Here is an 18,148-nt window from a genome sequence, read left to right on the forward strand (position 1 = left end):
TGCCGAGTGTTGAACATAGTGGTTATGATTAAGCAAGTTCCTGACAGCAGTGAAGTTGAAATTGATCCGGTGAAGATGACGTTAAACAGAACGAAGGCTAGGAACGTAGTAAACGCTTCTGACTTAAATGCACTGGAATACGCCCTACAGATAAAGGATAAAGTGGGTGCCACGATAACTGTAATATCTATGGGGCCACCGATGGCAGATTCAGCCATAATAGAATGCATGGCTAGGGGCGCAGATCGTGGCATACTCATAACTGATAGGGCATTTGCTGGTGCCGATACTTATCCGACAGGCCTAACGCTTGCGGCAACGATATCTAAAATAGGGAACGTTGACATAATATTTGGAGGAGACGAAACAACTGATTCTAGTACAGGTCACGTAGGTCCCGGGGTAGCAGAATTCCTCGGTATAGATCAAATTACATATGCAAAAACAGTAGACTACGAAGATGGATATGTAGTAGCTACTCGTGAACTTGAAGATGGTGACGAAATTGTAAAAGTAAAGCCTCCGGTACTGGTAACTGTACTCTTGAATTCAAATTTACCAAGGCACCAGAGCCTCAGGAAAAAGATAGACGCTTTGAGGAAAGGCGTTGAAAGTTGGGGCGTAAATGAGCTCGGTTTAAAGCCTGAGTGGGTTGGTCTTCGCGGATCTCCTACCATAGTAAGATCTATGAAGACAATAAAGGAGATTGAGCATATGAAGAAGAAGATAGATATAGATCACCTTGGCGATATGGTTAAGGAACTTGTTGACAAGGGTCTAATAAAGGCAGGTGGTTCCCAATGACTGGACTCATAAATGCTATACCTGCAACAAACAAGGACGAATATAAGAATGTTGGAGTATATATAGAGCATAGGGGAGACGAATTAAAAAGGCCTTCCATAGAAATGATAGGCATAGGGAAGCAGCTTGCAAGGAAGGTAAACGAAAAGCTTATCTGCGTAGTTATTGGCGATAAGGTAGATGGCATTGCCAAGGAAGTTGGAGAATATGGCTGTGATATAGTGCTGGCTGCTGAATCTCCAGAACTAGCCGAATATAGGACTATGCCCTACGCTGAGATAATCGGCGGCTATATTCAGGAATATAAGCCGAATATATTCCTGCTTGCCGCAACTAGGAACGGCAGAGACTTGGCTTCAAGGATAGCGGTTAAGTCCAGGACAGGTATAACAGCAGACTGTACCGTACTTGATATAGATGAAAACAGAACTCTTCTTGCAAACAGGCCTACGTATGGTGAGAGTACTCTAGCAGAGATACTATGCAGGAACCACAGACCACAAATGGCTACTGCGAGGCCGGGCATATTTCCGCCTGCAGAGAAGGAAAAAGACCATAAATACGAGGTAATTAAAAAGAAAGTTGACGTAGACAAGAAACTTCTCGGAAAGCAGATACTCAAATTCATCCCAAGAAAATCAACAGACCTTACTAGTGCGAAGATCGTCGTAGCTGGAGGCCTGGGGCTTGGCGGGCCTGATGGCTTTAAGATGCTTGAGGAACTTGCGAATCTCATTGGAGGCGCCGTAGGTTCATCAAGGCCGCCGGTTGATCTTGGCTGGATAACAAGGGATCACCAGGTCGGGCAGACAGGCCAGTCGGTGAGGCCTGACCTATACATAGCGGTAGGCATATCTGGAAAGCCGCAGCACATAGCCGGAATGAAATTTTCCAAGGTTATAGTATCCATAAACAAAGATCCAAACGCTGAAATCACGAAATACTCAGACTATATAATCACCGAAGACTACAGAAAGGTGATTCCTGCCCTAATAGATGCAATAAAGAATTCCAAAAAGGCCCAGGCACCTGTTCAAAAGGCCTGACCTACCGACCTTTTTTCTATTTCATTTTTTATAATTTCAAGGAACTCGTTCATGCCGTAGGTCTTTGATTTGCCTGCTCTGTTTCTCACCGTTACTGTATTATCCTGTTCCTCCTTCGCCCCTACTACTACTATGTACGATGGACGCTGGTCATGTATCATTTTTATCTTTTTGCTCACTGTATCAGGGCCGTCGTCAACTACACTCCTTATACCCGCATCAAGGAGACTCTTGTTAACTTTCCTGGCATACTCTGCATTGGCCGTGCCCACAGGTATGACGTAGGTCTGTATCGGTGTTAGCCAAGTCGGCAATTTACCAGCAAAATGCTCAAGCAGTATTGCCATGAAGCGTTCATAGCTGCCGTATATTGCCCTATGTATGATCACGACCCTCTCTTCCTTCCCCTCACTGTTGGTATACGTAAGACCAAAATTTATTGGCATAAAGAAATCGACCTGTATTGTGGAAAGCTGCCACATTCGGCCTAGCGCATCTTTAACATGAACATCTATTTTTGGGCCGTAAAACGCGGCTTCTCCAGGGTATTCCTTATACGTAATTCCCATACTATCCATTGCCTGCCTAAGTTGTTCAGTAGCGTTGTCCCAGGTAGAAAAATCAGGATCCATATTATGTGAATGGCATACCGGGCATTCTATATCGGTACCGCGCAGACCCTCGACTCTATTGCCACAATCTTTGCAAACATAACTTAAAAGATAATTTTCCGGGTGTTCCTTGTCTATTACGCTTAGATCAAAGGCCATTTCTATGTTTCCGAATACAGTAGTAAAGGTCTCCCTGACCATGCCAAGCAGAGTCTTTATCTCACCTACTATTTGATCCATCCTTATGAATTCGTGACCATCATCTTGGGTAAATGCCCTAGGCCTGGTGAGACCACCAACTTCTCCGGACTTCTCGTACCTGTAAACAGTACCCGGCTCTGAGTACTTAACCGGAAGGTCTCTGTAGCTGTACTTTCTCCTTGCAAATATTGCTATATGGCCCGGGCAGTTCATTGGCTTTATGCCATAACTGTCTCCGTCCGGCAATACAAACAAATACATGTTCGGTTTGTACTTTGCATAGTGCCCAGACTGCTTCCATATAGTATCTTTAAACACATGGGGAGTCCAAACGTCAGTCCAGCCGTTCTTTCCATTTACGTAATCCATGTACTTTATGAGTTCTTTCCTAATTATCTGGCCGTTCGGCGTGTACATAGGAAATCCGGGTGCCCATTCAGAGTTAAAAACGGCAAGGTCCATCTCAGCTATTATTTTTCTGTGATCTCTCTTCTTTGCCTCCTCAAGGTTCTCAAGGTAGCGTCTCAGTGATTTTTCGTCTGGAAATGCAGTTCCGTATATTCTAACAAGGTTTTTACTTTCGTCGTACTTGTATACCGCACTTGCTATTGAGAGCAGCTTAAATGCCTTTATGTATCCGGTTGATGGCACATGTGGACCAAGGCACAGATCTACAAAGTTTCCCTGCTGGTACACGGAGCTTTTTCCTTCCACATTTTCATTTATAATCCTTATTTTGTATGGATTTTTTGAAAAAATCTTCAGCAATTCATCTTTACTGTATATCATTCTCCTTATTGGGACATTCTCCTTAACTATTCTCTTCATCTCTTCTTCTATCTTCGATAAATCTTCTTCGGTAATCGGCTTCATATCAAAATCGTAGTAGAAGCCATTTTCAACTACCGGCCCAGTGTTCGGAAGGGCTTCTGGAAAGAGATTGGTAACAGCATTTGCGAGAAGATGAGCAGCTGAATGCCTTAGTATGTAGAGGCCATCTTCGGAATCTAGGTATACTGGTTGAACGGCCTCGTCTTCTCCCGCAATTTCATCCAGATCGAGAAATTTATCACCTTTTTTTACCGCTATTACCTTCTTATCATTTATGGCATCACGGTACCTCTGTCCTTTCTGTACCCGGATCTCGTTAATTGGCATAATTAGGTAAATGTAAACGGTATAAAAAGATGAAGATTACAAATAATCATTCTCGATTTAGATCATAAAGACAGGGCAAAAAATAGGTGTCATAGAGCTATATCCACAGCATATCCTTTGTTTCTATGTTTCGTGAAGGATTTTGTTTTAGCAAGCACCATTGACACAAAATTAAATGCAATAACTATGAAAATTCCGGTATCGTAAAAAAAAGTTAAAAACGCGCATATTCTGCCGACAGTCCATCACTTAAGATGCATAAGGCAATAAGGAATGCCGCAGGAATTAAAAAAGCAGTTCTTTTATATTTAGATATTTGTTATAAAATATATAAATATTAATTTATCCAGACGGTCTTTATGTTTGTAAACTCTAGCATTCCATATCTGGACAATTCTCTACCAACTCCGCTTTTCTTAACACCGCCGAATGGCAGCCTTGGATCCGATGCAACTATCTTGTTGACAAACACCATTCCGGCCTGTATTTCTGGGATGAGTTTTTCGGCCTCATCAGGATTCCCCCATATCGAAGCCCCTAAACCGAACGGTGTCTCATTGGATATCTCGACTGCTTCTTCCGGTTTGTCAAAGTATTTTACAACCGCTACGGGCCCAAAGATCTCCTCATTATACCTTACGTCAGTCTTTATTATTGTTGGCATTACTATGTTACCCTGATAATCTCCGCCGATTACCAATTCCGATTTTCCTTTGAGATCCGATACCTGCCTTAGTACGGTTTCCTTTTGATCCTGGCTAGAGAGCGGCCCTAGGAATGTATCAGAGTTCAGCGGATCTCCTATTTTTACCCTTGAAAATTCATCCTTTAGCATTTCCACAAATTTCTCCCCGATCTTTCTGTTTACTATGAAACGCTTGGAAGCTATGCAACTTTGGCCATTATTCTGAAGCCTACCAAAAACAGCATTTTTTACAGTATCTTCTAAATTATAATCGTCCAAAACTATAAATGGGTCTGAACCACCAAGCTCCATAACAAACTTCTTTATATTTTTCCCCGCAATCTCTGCTATCCTAGAGCCTGTCGAAGTAGATCCAGTAAAAGACACTCCATCTACTTCTGGTATTACCGAAGAAGCAGTTTCACCAGACGTTATAACGGATCTAAATGCATCTGTATTAAGCAGATCTTGAATTTTAAGGCTTGTTCCAGAAACTATAGAGGCATGTTTGAGTATGACTGTATTTCCAGCTGCCAAGGCAGGAATTGCAGCCCTCATAACCTGCCAGACAGGGAAATTCCAAGGCATTATAATTAGGATAACTCCAATTGGATCGAATCTCACATAACTCTTTCGTGCTTCGGTCTTTACATCTTCGATCGCCAGGAACTTTTCTGCGTTCTCAATTACATAGTCCATTAGCCAAATAGATTTCTTTACCTCGGAGATGCTCTGGGAAATTGGTTTTCCCATTTCCAGGCTCATAAGCTTTGAAAGATCGTCTATTTGAGTTTCAAAATTCTTTTTTGCCGCCTTTATTACCTCTATGCGTTCACCAATATTCTTTCTCCACTTAGCCTGGTACTCTCTTAGATCCTTTATTTTCCTAATCACTTGTTCTTTGTCTTCCTCATTGTAACTGGCTATGACCTCTCCCGTATATGGATTCAAGGTCTTAATCATCTTCCCATCGCTTCCTTGAATAGGAATTCAATATCTGATTTATCAATTTTCTTCGGTGATAAGCCTATAAGCCTCTGCTGAGCCATTGTTCCATCTACCAATTTTTCGATGTCCGAAGATGTAAAGTCTAAATCTGATAAATTGTCTGGAATCTTTAGGGCATGGAGCAGGTCTATGTAGTAGCCGTACAGGGTATCTCCAATGTCTTCCGCACTCATACCTTCTGTATCGTAACCCAGCGCTGTGAGAACATCAGCAAATCTTTCAGGGACAAACTTTGATAGGTACCTAAAAACGTAGGCTGCTGGTATGGCGGTGCTTATTCCATGTGGCGATATTGGATAGCCGAAGTCGTAGTCATCTGGATGCCACTTCTTTATCATTCCGGCAATTGGATAAGCCATCGCATGCGGTATATGGACACCTACATGGCCGAAGCCCATTCCCGCTATGCTTGCCCCCATAGTCATATAATATCTGGCTTCTAGATCAAGCGGATCTGCAAAGGCCCTTCTTAGATACTTGTGCACCCACTCTATGGCCTGCAACCCAAAGAGATCTCCTATTGGCGTACTTCCAGAGTAAACTGGCCTTTCATCAGGTGATGCTACAGGCGGCCTAGCTGTATATGGGTGTGAGGTATAGGATTCTATAGCGTGGTTAAGTACATCTAGGCCTGTCGATGCCGTTACCTTCGGCGGCATGGTTAGAGTATTAACAGGATCAATTATGGCTAGGCTTGGCCTTATGAAGGGATTGCTTATCCCTGTCTTCACATGCAAGCGCTCTACATCAAATATAGTAACGTTAGTTGTCTCGCTCCCAGTTCCGGCCGTAGTAGGTATAGCTATATGTGGGAGAAGGTCCCCCTCTGGAATCATACCCTTTCCTATAGGCTTGTTAATGTAGTCATTGATATCACGGGGATACTTGTAGAGCAGATTGAGTATCTTAGCGGTATCTATTGTAGAGCCTCCTCCAAATGAGATTAAGCCATCTATCTTCTTTCCCTTTATGGCCTCATAGCCTTTTGTTAGATTTTCGTCATCTGGCTCAGTTTTAACCTCATCAAACACTGCATAATTAATACCAGATTCAGAGAGCGATGACAACACATCATGGAATTGCTTTGAGTCTTTCAGTCTGGGCCCAACAACAACCAAAGCGTTTTTGATCTTAAGCCCAACAGCGTCTTTTCCAACTTCTTTCGTAGTATTCATCCCAAACTTTATTTTCGGTACGTTTATGACAAAAGCGGTATCGTTAAAATTCGTCGATATTAGGTAGTTTCCTTCCATAAAGATCACTCCACAAATTTCGGTGCATGTGGATATTTATCCCAAATTCCTGGATCATGGCTTATTATAAGTTTCTGCTTCCTTGCCTTTTCACGTATCTTCATCTTCTTAATATAGGAGTTCCATTCCGTAGCATTAGATAGAAGCCATCCCTTCGCCTCCACATCGTACTCTTTGGGGAGATGTAGGAAATCGCCCGTTAAAGTGTACATGCTACCCTTTTCTGTTTTCACCGTGAGAACTTGATGGCCGGCAGTATGCCCTCCTGTGAACTCAGCATAAACACCATCGACTATCTCGAAGACAGGATCGTCTAAGGGCATCCACGCGGCACCTTTCAAAGGTAAAAGGTCTGAGTAATCATATGCACCACTCTTTCCCTGCCAAATCAATGAAAGAGCACTTTCAAGTTCCTTTTTTTGTACTATTATGGGCACATGCGAGTCCTTAAAGACAGCTGCTTGGCCAATATGATCAAGATGGAGATGTGAAATGACAACGAAATCAATGTCTTCTGGTTTTAGGCCGATAAGCTTAAGCTGGTTCTCTATATGGTTTTGATCATCCATCTTTGTTATTGGAAAAGCCTCCATGAGTCCTCTTTCATGTGTTTTCATAGCATCTGGGGCTATGCCAGTATCGAAAAGTATTCTAGCATCAGGATGATCGATGAGTGCGCCGGTGATCGGTATCTCAACCCAGTCACGCCTAGGGTTCCTTTCACTGTTTGTCATAGCACCGCCCAGCTGCCCTGGCAAAAACCAACCTATGTCGCCTCCGAGCCAACCGTAATCCAACAAGTATATCTTGCTAGCAGGCATATCTGAAATAACGAAAAAGCATATTTTAGCTTTATGGATTTATATATTACAATAATACCACTGGAACATCGCGAAATCACAGTATCCCCGTAAAAATCATTGCATAATCGTATCCATAGGATCATCTTCCATTTATTATTTTGAATTTTGAGACTAAATAAAATATACAAACTAGAACTTCCTCTTAGAATAATGCGTTAATCTCATGCAGGTGTCGGGATTTGGACCCGAGTCGAAAGCTTGGAAGGCTCTCGTGCTACCAGGCTACACCACACCTGCTCCCACCTGTATCATTGCACGAGATATAAAATTTATTGGATTATTAATGGTTTAAGGAATGCCCTACCCAATAGTCGGAGCGTTTTGCGTGATACTTGCATACATGTGGTACGTCATTTCAGAGGTTAAGTTAGCGCCGTTGACATATGTGGACGCATACACACTAACGTAGTAAGTTGAATCATAGTTCAAATTGGTAAGGTTGAAGTAAAGATAGTTGCCGCTTAGATGTGAAGATATAATTGATGGAGGGCCTCCAGCTTCATATTCGACTACTTTAGTAAAATTTACGCCTGAATAAGCAAATACGTAAACTCGAAAACTATCATTTGGTACTGCTATATTGTATACGCCGTTTGAGAAAGGCACCGAAGTCCAGCCGCCATTGCTGAACATTTGGATGTTGGATATTTCAGGACCAGAAACATGGCTGAAAGGAGGATTAAGCACTAATATCCAGAAAACTATCCACGTCAAAAAAAGTTCGCCTATGAAAAGGATCCTATGTGTTGTTTTCTTCGACACCTTTACCCCAAGGCCCTTGAGTATGTATTCCGAAAACACAAGAACAATTAGAAGCAGAAGCACAGAAAAATACCAATAACCGATGAGTTGAAGATAACCGGACAATATACCTATTACTGCCCCAATTATAAATATCATTACTATGGATTTTGCCCGTTCCTTCTCATCAAATAGGAATTGCTTTTCGTCGAATTCTGGAACTTTGACCAATGGCTCTTCTGTATCCTTGGGCATTTGGCAACCCTATTTTTACTTTATTAATGAATTTAACGATCTTACTGGATCTGGACTCTTGACTACGCCAGAAGATACGAGTATTCCTTGTGCCCCTAGATCCAGCGATTTCCTTACGTCCTGCCTGTTTTTTATCCCTGCACCGACAAGCACTGGAACTCCTTCTGTACCGCATATATCAACGATTTCACTTATTATTTCAGGCTTTGCAGTCGATACGGACACGTTTCCGCCAATTAACTCTTTAGGTTCATAGGCTATGAACGACGGCTTAAGTGCAGAATACCTTTTTGCTTCTTCCATTGACTCAACGCAAAGGGCTATTTCAAACCCTAGCATCTGCGCTTTCTTTACCGTTGAAATGATCTTGTCCTCACCCAATCGCCTCTCTGAATGATTAAGCAAGGAACCTATTATACCGTAATTCATAAGCGATTCTATAGCTATGTGGCCTGTGTACGGACCATATCCCACATCATCCACGTGCTGCGAAAAAAACTCAACATTCCTAAATTCATGCGCATTATGCAGATCTAAAATAGCAGGTGCAATTATCAAACGGACACTGTCGTATTTTGGCAGTTTGGAAACAAATTCTACAAAATTCTTCCCATTAGCTTCTGCATAATTTTTCAAATTAACTATTACAGTAAACATTGAAAACGTATGTCGACGTATTTCAAACATTTTTCTGATTCCTGCGTAGAGGATAAACTAAAATAATATCATCCATCAATGAATCGCGCTGAATATCATTAGTCCTCGCCCTCAAGGTAGTAAAAGTCCCCTATCATTGCCCTTACCTCTTTTTCAGGCAAAGAGAATCGCCTTACTTTAACGTTGCTTTCTAGGAGCATAAGTTCAGCAAGTTCGTCGGGATATCCTTCTGCGTAGACAATTTCCTTTATTTGTGCGTTCATGATCATTTTAGAGCACACTACACACGGGTGGGTAGTAACATAAATTGTTGAATCCTTTATACTCACACCGTGAACAGCTGCTTGAATTATTGCGTTCTGTTCGGCATGCAGGCCGCGGCAGAGTTCATGGCGCTCTCCCGATGGTATCTTTAGGTCTTCCCTTATACAGCCGACTACGTCGCAGTGCGCTGTCCCTGAGGGTGGGCCATTGTACCCTGTGGCGAGCACGTTCTTGTCCTTGACTATAACGGCACCAACCTTGCGCCTTATGCAGTTAGTCCTAGATGCAGCTAAATAAGCCATCCTCATAAAGTATTCGTCCCAAGATGGTCTCTTTACAAGCTCCACATTCTCACAGCCATCATTTAGATATAAATGTTTTCTACAAAAATAGAAAAAAATTACTGCCTTAAGGAAACAAAAAGAACTATGAATGACGCTAACCCAATTGAATTGATCAGTATTAACGGTACAGAAACTGATGCCCCAACAAAGTGTGAAAAGTTATAGTAGTAATAAACGGACAAAATGGACTGCAATAAAAATAAGGTGGAAAATAACACGATGGGCAAGAGGAATTTCGACTTAACAGCAATTATAGTCTTAACATAGAAAGCTATTATAGTTGCAAGAAGAGCAGCTTCGATAAGTATTATTATTATGTTAGTTAGCCAGAATATGCCCATCGTTTTCACCAATCATAAAAAATATAAAAATTTATTTAATTACACCTTGTTCAGTGGGCCAGGAGCTCCGCCCAGCACGTTGAAGACTTCACTAACTATCTCGAACTGGAATTGCCCGGTCTTTACGTTGAATCCCATATTCTGATATACGATTTGGTATGAAACGTTGATGTAGTCGAAGGTTGTCGCGTTCTTCTGCACTACAAATTGTACTGTTGCATTAACGTATGCCATGTCTCCCTTCATAGCTACAGTCGGTGGCTCCTCGGCATAGAACCATACTGCAATCCAAGCCTTGAAGAATTTGTTCCAGACTGCGCTTATGTTAGAATATCCCTGGTAAGTTCCATTGAGCGTGCTGTTCACCCAATAGAGCGTCGCGCTGTCGTTATACTGTTCCATCACGGACGTTAAGTTTTCAATTGCTATATTGTTCCAGTGGCTGAATGCAAGTGCAAGCACCTGATTGTACATATCCTGATTTTCATTGGTTGATATGTATCCTGTACCTACGATGTGCCAAGTCTCGCCAACGATTTTGTATTGGCCCATTTCCTTGTAATAGTTGAGCGTATAGCTAATATTCAGGTATTCTACCGTATTATTCGCAGATGTAGGCGTAACTATAAACTGATTCATTGATGTGACCGTAGCTGTTTTTCCAATAACAGAAACAGATGGCGGCGTCACAGTATAGAACCAGACGGCGGACCATAGGCCAAAGAATTTGCCCCATGTACCTATTATGCTTGATACCCCTGAATACGTTCCAGTAAGTGGGCCGCCGATCCAGTCTAATGTGGCGTTAGACGCGTACTCAGGCTGAAGGAGGCTTGTGTTTTCTATGGCTATGTAGTCCCAGTGTTCCATTGCCTGTGCTTCTACCTCTTGTGTGAGAACTGCTGATGGTACACTTGCTAAAATGCCCGCACCTGTTATGTGCCATACCTCATGGGTAATGTAGAACTGCCCGCCTGATTTCATGAAGTCAAGAGTATATGACACATTAATGTACTCAACCGTGTTGTTAACGTTAAATGGTGTTACAATAAATTGCACTGGTGCAGTGACCTGTGCGGTATCGCCACTCGTTGTTACTACTGGCGGGTTAGAGGTATAGAGCCATACTGCAGACCATAGGCCAAAGAACTTATTCCAAGTTGAATCTATAGCAGACAGCCCAGTATACGTGCCGCTTAGCGGACCGCCTATCCACTGTAGAGTAGCGTTAGACAAATACTGCGAAGAGACAAGTGTGGTATTTTCTATTGCAATGTTGTTCCAATGTTCAAAAGCATCTCCAAGCACGGCATTTGGTTTGTAATCTTGCGCATTCGCCTGCGCTGTGCTGTACGCAGACGAAGTCTTAGAGTTCTGATAGTAGGAATAGCCAAAAGCACCTGCAAAAACTATTACAAGTGCTATGGCTACGCCAAGAGCTACCTTTAGAGTATCCATATATGCTTATTATAGACTTAGTACAAGTGAATTTTTCAAAATTATTTGCAAATTATGTGCAAATCTTTTGCATTTTGCGCATAGAAAAGGATTTCCTTATATTCATACAGATAAAATAATATTCTTTGCTCTACCATTTTTGGCCAGTTATCTTTTCAAACATCATTCTGTATAGATCGGACACTTTCGATACCATATCATCGGAGAGTGCGGGTATATCTGGTTCTGGTAGCCCATTCTCCCTGGCATAGTATAGTTTATCGTGGTACCCTATAGATCTATAGTACTGCCTTACCATTTCCTTGCTGAGCTCAACCACCCTGCCGTTATCATATTCTTTCTCGTCCCAGAACCTGTCTTCATCTGCTGTGCCAAAGGTGTCAACTACAACTATCCTTCTTTCTCGGTCTAGAGCTATTTCTTTCTTTCCATCTGCATGTATGAGTCCTCTTTTTGATACTTCCATATCAATTCTTCGATCTATCTTGAACACTGCCTCCATTATTTCGCAGTAATCTTCTAAAGTTAAGCCGCCTATTTCCATAGCTTCCTTTTTTGTGAGCAATCGATCGGTCTCTTCCCTCTTGGTTGTAGCCTCGAATATAGGATCTATTAATTTTTCACCGTATTCAGGTACATGCTTTAGGCCTATGTCCATTGGCTTAACTTTGCCCTCCTTTATTCTATCATAAAGAGAGCCGGCTACATAGTACCTTGTTATAAACTCAAGGGGAATTACGTAATTGCTTGATCCTAAGCTAACTTTATTCGGGACCGCAAACTTCCGAACGCGCATTGTCCTATTATCGATCAATTCGATGAAGTGGGACTTCATTCCATAAGATTCTATGAGCTGAAACCAGAATGCAGAAGTCCTGCAAAGTGATTCTCCCTTGTTGTCTATTTCGTTTGGTATAATCTTATCGAATACAGATATCCTGTTTGAAAATTTGAATACAAGCGTGTCACCGTCATCGTACACATCCTTTACTTTTCCTGTAGTAAGTAACTTCATATTGGCATATTATCGCCGAGAATAATAAGCTTAGCAGTTGTTTTGGGTTTAAGACTTTATACTACATACTACTCATGTGACCAATGAATGCCTTTTTAAAGGCTCTTCATGGGCTCGACCACGATTATATTCCAGTATGGTTCATGAGACAGGCTGGTAGGTATTTGAATGTTTACAAAGATTATAGAAAAAAACTTGGGCTGGAAGGCATGATGACAGACGCCGATGTTATAGTTAAAATTACACACTCTCCTGTAGATATGATCGGAGTGGATGCTGCTATAATCTTTGCTGATATAACTACACCTCTACCAGGTCTTGGTTTCAAGGTTAGGTTCGAAGATAATGTAGGCCCTATTGTGCTGAACAATTTAAGCGATAACGGGTTTTCCGGAATTAATGAATTCGATGAAGCAAGTTTTAATCATCCTGTATTGAAAGCAATATCTATGTACAGAGAGATGTACAGAGAACCTTTGATTGGTTTCTGTGGGTCTCCAGTTACACTTCTCTCTTATCTTATAGCCGGATCTTTTGACAAAGATTTGGCCAAGACGAAGCGGCTTATGCTTACAGATCCCTCAAAATACAAAGAAATATCAACCTTGCTTACAGATGCCTCCGTAAAGTACGCAAAGCTGCAAATTAAAAAGGGCGTGGATGCCTTTCAATTGTTCGACAGCTGGGCAGGATATCTTTCCCCACGCCAGTATAAAGAATTCGCCGTTCCATACATAAACGACATACTAAGTGAAATCGCAGGGAAGGTACCGACCATATATTTCAGTACAATGACATCCTCTTTCGTATTTCAATCCGGCATCATTTCCGATTTCATTTCAGTTGACTGGAGAGTAGAAATGGATAAAGTAGTAAAAGAATCAGGCGACTATGGGCTCCAAGGGAATCTAGATCCATTTATAGTCAACTATGATTATGCATTTGCAGAATCCGAACATATAATAAATGCCGTGAAAGGAAATAATAGATACATATTCAATACAGGGCACGGCATACTGCCTGATACAGATCCAAAAAGGTTAATAGAAATTGTAAAATACGTCCACAGCGTGAATCTATGAAAACAGCAGTTCTGCTTCTCTCCTACGGAAGCCCTGAGAAAATGTCAGATATTGATGAATACCTTTCAAAAATTTTCGGAGGAAAGCCTGTTCCAAAGGGCGTTGCAGAAGAGAATTACAGGAAATACGAAATGTTCGGCGGACTCTCACCGTCAAACAGGATAATTCAGAGCATTAGGGATAGGCTTCAGAAAAGGTTCGATCAAAGCGGGGATGTGGATGTATTCACAGCCTTCAAGCATTGGTATCCCTCCATCGGAGAGGTTGTTCCAGATCTGAAAGGTTACGACAACATAGTTTCTATCCCACTTTTTTCCTTTTTTTCAGAAAATGTAAAAGCGAGTTATTATAAGCCCCTTGCCGAAGCACTTGAGAAAAATGACATACGAACTAAGATGGAGTTTGTTAACGGCATAAGCAATTACGATCTCTTCATCCCAATGTGGATACATCTAATAGAAGAGAAAGAAAAAGGTGATTCATTCTATCTCTTCGATGCACATAGTCTCCCGCATCCTGAAAACGAAGAGGATTATCTCTTCTGGCTCAGGTACTCGACGTACAAGATAACCCAGATAATGGGCCTTCGCTCTTCTGACTTTGGATTTCAGGGAGGCCATGAAGGATGGCTAGGCCCGAGTATATACAACGTCTACAGAAAGGCCAAGGAGAAGAAGATAATTGCTGTTCCCATATCCTTCCTCTACGACCACTTAGAGATTCTATACGATCTGGATTATGAATTCAGGAAAAAGATCGAGGAAGACGGCTATTCTTATGAAAGAGTGCCAATGCCAAACGATTCAGCTATCTTCATAACTCTGCTCGAGAGGATAGTTTCATCATCTATAACTCACCTTAGCGGGGAATTAATTGGAAACGGAAAAGAAAAGAGTGAAAACTTCATTTAAATAGCACGATTTGGATCATATATTTGACAACTGACGAATTTGAAATAGACGAAATATATTTTAAATCCGTGGGTATAACTTCATTATGATAGGTGCAGTGATAGAGGCAGGTGTTGGGATTACCGCTGCACTCATATCACTGATCGAGGATAAGCAAAACTTCCTTAAAAAGTATGAAGTTTCTTTAATAATACTTCCAATACTTGTGATATTTTTTCACTCCATGCTTATAGTGCCAATATACGTTTTTTCAATAATATCAGGTACTTACCTATACAGCAAGAAGTTCTATTATCCATTCCTTTTGCTATTCGTGTCTGTATTCCTTATCTATATAGTTTATGGGATAAACTACCCATGGAAATCCACAGACATCGCGATCTCAGCAGGCATGATCGTTGTAATGGTTTTTGATAGCAGGGAAAAGGAATACGTAAAGCAAAACGAGATGAACAGGGGAACGGATAGGAAAAAGGAGATCAGAAGGGACTACGTTCAAATACTTGCAGGTGCAGTTATAATTCTTCTGATATATTATTACGGAATAGACGTATCGCGAATACTTGTCACATTCGGTTCTCTCGTTTTATACGTTACAGGAAATTTTCTTGCAGGGCGACCGGATCTCTTGCTTGGAAAGCTCCTTAATAGCCTTGAAAGGAGCAGTACAAAACTGGGGATCGGATCGCTCTGGTTCGCATCAGGCATACTCATAGCATATAGTCTTCACGACAGCACAGCTGTTGTGATGATGATAGTATTCTCCATAGCTGTAGGAGATTCTCTGGCAACAATAATAGGGACTTCAGTATCGAGCCCAAAGCTTCCTATAAACAGAAAAAAGAGTGCTGCTGGATCGATCGCTTTCTTTGCTGCTTCCGCAGCCTTTGCCATCTTTGTCCTAGGTTATGCCGGCCTCTTCTACGCTGCTGTAGCAACCATTACTGAGGCAGTTTCTGGATTTCCTTTGGACGATAATCTCACTGTCCCGTTCATCCTTTCAATTTTAGCTTATGTATCAAAAATGTTATGACAGCATCGATCTCTATCCGCTACAAAATAAAATGGGATTTATGTTAAGCCAAACAATAATATCTTTATCTTCAGTTAAAAGGAATCTCAAAAAATTGATGATAAAAGGCGACTACCTATATTTGCTATAATCGTATATGAGATTTATCAGTTTTTTCTGCGTATCGTAGTCTATTACGCCTTCTTGGTACTTTCTACCAATAAACTCCTTTGCTTCCTTTATCCCTTTTTTGGATGCCAACGAATAGATGGTGCCTCTTATAGCCCCCCTGACACTGTCTGGAAGGCCCTCGACCGTTTTGCCGAGCATGTATCCAAACTCTTCGCTTCTACTCATATCCAATTTCTTTTCTCTTTTCTGGAACTCCCCCCTATCAGAGAATCCTCTCTTTTCAAACTGTTGTCTTTTCATGTTGCTTTATATTCCTAATTTTATACTGTATTTATACTTTTTTATGAGGCGGATATTGAACATCGATTTCATTCGTATAAGGTAAAGAGCTTTTGGTCCCTCATGCCGTCAAATATTCCCAAGCGAACCCCGCTATCAATCCATCCATAGGAATAATTAAGGGATGCGAAGGCGTTTATGATATCTCCCTTTGCATAAAAAAACTTGGCATCTTCGAAATAGCTCTTAATCATTTTAAAGCTATCTTCTGCGAATTTCCTTAGAAAAGACCTTTCCGGAACAGCTATACTGAGTTTTGAGAGAGCAGCTTCTTCAACCTCTATATAATGTTTTACCTTTGCAATAAGTTCATCTTCAATCAAGGGAAACACCCTCAGATCTTTTCTTGAAGAACCCGCTGTTTTTCAGATTCCATAAATTCAGACATTTTGGCCATAAGATCGGGATATTTTATTGACAGTATTCGAATTGCCAACAGAGCTGCATTCTTCGAATTGCCAATAGCAACAGTAGCTACTGGCACACCAGAAGGCATTTGCACTATTGATAGCAGGGAATCCATCCCTCCTAGGTTTTTCGTAGGAACTGGCACTCCAATCACCGGCAATGGAGTCATCGCAGCAACCATGCCAGGCAGGTGTGCAGCTCCGCCTGCTCCAGCTATTATAGCTTCTATTCCAGAGGAAGCTGCCTCCTTTGCAAACTGCATCATAAACTCTGGAGTCCTATGTGCAGAGACCACTTTCGAGATTACATCTACACCGAACTCGTTGAGTGTATCTATGGCGGCTTTCATTACTTCGTAATCGCTTGAACTCCCCATGATTACTGCAACCTTTGGCATGAATCGCAAATCTCTCAACCACTAGTTAAGTTTTGTCCTTAATCTCTTTAGTATTATCGCTGATACCATACTCATCGAGATATTCTTTTAACTCTTCTGATGAGCTGATGACTGCGGTTGAAGCTTTCCTTATCCTATTCATTATTGCAAGGCCTATACCTTTCTCTTCAAATGGGATAATGACGCCGTAATTGTAGCTACTATCGTCTAATTCGATAAAGCTCGAGAATAGGTTGTGCGCAACTGAATAGAGGTCGGAATCTCTGCCTACTATAATCTTATTCGTGCTTATCCCTTGAGATACCTCTTCTGTACACATCAATACACCATTGTTTGGTAGCTCTTCTTTAAGAGATTCAACAACTTCCCTATCTTTACACAGAAATATCTTCTTGTTAGGGGAATAGTGCCTATACTTCATGCCGGGTGTTATAGCAACCTTTGCCTCTGCCTTGCCCAGCGCAACCTTATCAACTGTTATTTTACCAAATAAAGGTTCTAGATCTTCTACAGAAAATGCCCCTGGCCTAAGCAACCTTACAGGATCCTGCGTTAGATCTATTATTGTGGATTCTATTCCGAATTTGACTTTTCCGGCATCTATAATAACATCGACCCTGCCATCAAGAAATCTTATGGCATCCTTCGAATCAGTTATACTAGGTTTTGTCGATATATTGGCAGAAGGAGCTGCTATAGGACCGGCCATATCGATTAGGTTCCTAGCTATACTATCATCGGGCATCCTTATTGCGACAGTAGGAAGCTTCGCCGTCACCGTATCCGGAATACCGTTGGCTTTCTCGACAACTACGGTAAGTGGGCCTGGCCAAAGCTCTTTTAAAATAGCTTTATACTCTTCTTTAACATTTTTTGAGAAATTTTCCAACTGATCCATATCTGAAATGTGAACTATCAAAGGGTTATCAGACGGCCTACCCTTTGCAATAAAAATTTTTTTACAAGCCTCATCATTCATCGCATTTGCACCTAGGCCGTAAACTGTTTCGGTAGGAAATACGACCGTGCCCCCATGCTTTAGAGCTTCAACAGCATAGTACAGATCATCCTTGGAATAAGAGTTTCGGTCAATGTGGATTACCCTTGTCATATGCTCCGATATTTATCGTTCATATATATCGGTTATTTGAGCGATCTATTGC

The 18,148-nt window shown here is 41.5% G+C and carries 19 protein-coding genes and 1 tRNA gene; 5 read left to right on the forward strand and 15 right to left on the reverse strand.

All coding sequences use genetic code 11. From position 1 onward, the window contains the following. The first annotated feature begins 6 nt into the window (after positions 1-6). Positions 7-804 carry an electron transfer flavoprotein subunit beta/FixA family protein gene (locus TVG_RS06845; RefSeq protein ID WP_241760277.1) on the forward strand — a complete coding sequence of 266 codons (798 nt, stop codon included), beginning with the start codon at positions 7-9 and terminating at the stop codon, positions 802-804. Continuing rightward, positions 801-1,850, forward strand: a complete 1,050-nt coding sequence (locus TVG_RS06850) for an electron transfer flavoprotein subunit alpha/FixB family protein (protein ID WP_010917539.1) — start codon at positions 801-803, stop codon at positions 1,848-1,850. The genes TVG_RS06845 and TVG_RS06850 overlap by 4 nt, the downstream gene beginning before the upstream one ends. Here the strand turns inward: TVG_RS06850 and TVG_RS06855 are convergent. From TVG_RS06855 to TVG_RS06905, 11 genes are all read right to left on the reverse strand, one after another. Further along, positions 1,838-3,820, reverse strand: coding sequence for a threonine--tRNA ligase (locus tag TVG_RS06855; RefSeq protein ID WP_010917540.1), 1,983 nt, complete (start codon positions 3,818-3,820; stop codon positions 1,838-1,840). The genes TVG_RS06850 and TVG_RS06855 overlap by 13 nt on opposite strands. Before the next feature lie 337 nt (positions 3,821-4,157). After that, positions 4,158-5,468: an aldehyde dehydrogenase family protein gene (locus TVG_RS06860; RefSeq protein WP_010917541.1), complete on the reverse strand. Its 1,311-nt coding sequence runs from the start codon at positions 5,466-5,468 to the stop codon at positions 4,158-4,160. Next, the gene (locus TVG_RS06865; protein ID WP_010917542.1) at positions 5,465-6,766 is read right to left on the reverse strand and encodes a hydroxyacid-oxoacid transhydrogenase; all 1,302 of its coding nucleotides are present in this window, start codon (positions 6,764-6,766) and stop codon (positions 5,465-5,467) included. The genes TVG_RS06860 and TVG_RS06865 overlap by 4 nt, the downstream gene beginning before the upstream one ends. Positions 6,767-6,771: 5 nt before the next feature. Continuing rightward, a complete protein-coding gene (locus tag TVG_RS06870) occupies positions 6,772-7,587 on the reverse strand; it encodes an N-acyl homoserine lactonase family protein (RefSeq protein ID WP_010917543.1) in 816 nt (271 codons plus the stop codon). 206 nt (positions 7,588-7,793) lie between these two features. Then, positions 7,794-7,866 (reverse strand) — tRNA-Gly (locus TVG_RS06875). 63 nt (positions 7,867-7,929) lie between these two features. Further along, positions 7,930-8,625: a hypothetical protein gene (locus tag TVG_RS06880; RefSeq protein WP_010917544.1), complete on the reverse strand. Its 696-nt coding sequence runs from the start codon at positions 8,623-8,625 to the stop codon at positions 7,930-7,932. Positions 8,626-8,640: 15 nt separating this feature from the next. Continuing rightward, on the reverse strand, positions 8,641-9,282 hold the full coding sequence (locus tag TVG_RS06885; protein WP_010917545.1) for a triose-phosphate isomerase: 642 nt from the start codon (positions 9,280-9,282) through the stop codon (positions 8,641-8,643). Between the two features lie 98 nt (positions 9,283-9,380). Continuing rightward, on the reverse strand, positions 9,381-9,893 hold the full coding sequence (locus TVG_RS06890) for a deoxycytidylate deaminase (RefSeq protein WP_010917546.1): 513 nt from the start codon (positions 9,891-9,893) through the stop codon (positions 9,381-9,383). A 53-nt stretch (positions 9,894-9,946) separates the two neighbouring features. Then, a complete protein-coding gene (locus tag TVG_RS06895; protein ID WP_010917547.1) occupies positions 9,947-10,231 on the reverse strand; it encodes a hypothetical protein in 285 nt (94 codons plus the stop codon). Positions 10,232-10,270: 39 nt separating this feature from the next. Then, positions 10,271-11,689, reverse strand: coding sequence for a membrane protein (locus tag TVG_RS06900; RefSeq protein WP_010917548.1), 1,419 nt, complete (start codon positions 11,687-11,689; stop codon positions 10,271-10,273). A 130-nt stretch (positions 11,690-11,819) separates the two neighbouring features. Next, complete coding sequence (locus tag TVG_RS06905; RefSeq protein ID WP_010917549.1) at positions 11,820-12,704, reverse strand: phosphoribosylaminoimidazolesuccinocarboxamide synthase; 885 nt, start codon at positions 12,702-12,704, stop codon at positions 11,820-11,822. A gap of 83 nt (positions 12,705-12,787) precedes the next feature. Here TVG_RS06905 and hemE point away from each other — a divergent pair, with 83 nt between their 5' ends. The 3 genes from hemE (at position 12,788) to TVG_RS06920 (ending at position 15,730) form a co-directional block, all read left to right on the forward strand. Next, complete coding sequence (hemE, locus tag TVG_RS06910; RefSeq protein WP_010917550.1) at positions 12,788-13,786, forward strand: uroporphyrinogen decarboxylase; 999 nt, start codon at positions 12,788-12,790, stop codon at positions 13,784-13,786. Next, complete coding sequence (hemH, locus tag TVG_RS06915) at positions 13,783-14,697, forward strand: ferrochelatase (RefSeq protein WP_010917551.1); 915 nt, start codon at positions 13,783-13,785, stop codon at positions 14,695-14,697. Before hemE ends, hemH begins: the two co-directional genes overlap by 4 nt. Before the next feature lie 85 nt (positions 14,698-14,782). Further along, positions 14,783-15,730 carry a diacylglycerol/polyprenol kinase family protein gene (locus TVG_RS06920; RefSeq protein WP_010917552.1) on the forward strand — a complete coding sequence of 316 codons (948 nt, stop codon included), beginning with the start codon at positions 14,783-14,785 and terminating at the stop codon, positions 15,728-15,730. A 111-nt stretch (positions 15,731-15,841) separates the two neighbouring features. On the opposite strand, the gene TVG_RS06925 is transcribed toward TVG_RS06920, so the two are convergent. The 4 genes from TVG_RS06925 to TVG_RS06940 all read right to left on the reverse strand — a co-directional run bounded on the left by TVG_RS06925 (position 15,842) and on the right by TVG_RS06940 (position 18,096). After that, a complete protein-coding gene (locus TVG_RS06925; RefSeq protein ID WP_010917553.1) occupies positions 15,842-16,141 on the reverse strand; it encodes a hypothetical protein in 300 nt (99 codons plus the stop codon). Positions 16,142-16,209: 68 nt separating this feature from the next. Beyond that, positions 16,210-16,503 carry a DUF357 domain-containing protein gene (locus TVG_RS06930; RefSeq protein ID WP_010917554.1) on the reverse strand — a complete coding sequence of 98 codons (294 nt, stop codon included), beginning with the start codon at positions 16,501-16,503 and terminating at the stop codon, positions 16,210-16,212. Positions 16,504-16,514: 11 nt separating this feature from the next. Next, entirely contained in the window at positions 16,515-16,985 is a 471-nt protein-coding gene (purE, locus tag TVG_RS06935; RefSeq protein ID WP_010917555.1) for a 5-(carboxyamino)imidazole ribonucleotide mutase, read from the reverse strand. 25 nt (positions 16,986-17,010) lie between these two features. Next, a complete protein-coding gene (locus TVG_RS06940; protein WP_010917556.1) occupies positions 17,011-18,096 on the reverse strand; it encodes an L-threonylcarbamoyladenylate synthase in 1,086 nt (361 codons plus the stop codon). Between the last annotated feature and the right edge of the window lie 52 nt (positions 18,097-18,148).

This window comes from Thermoplasma volcanium GSS1, assembly GCF_000011185.1.
GTDB classification, from domain to species: Archaea; Thermoplasmatota; Thermoplasmata; order Thermoplasmatales; family Thermoplasmataceae; genus Thermoplasma; species Thermoplasma volcanium.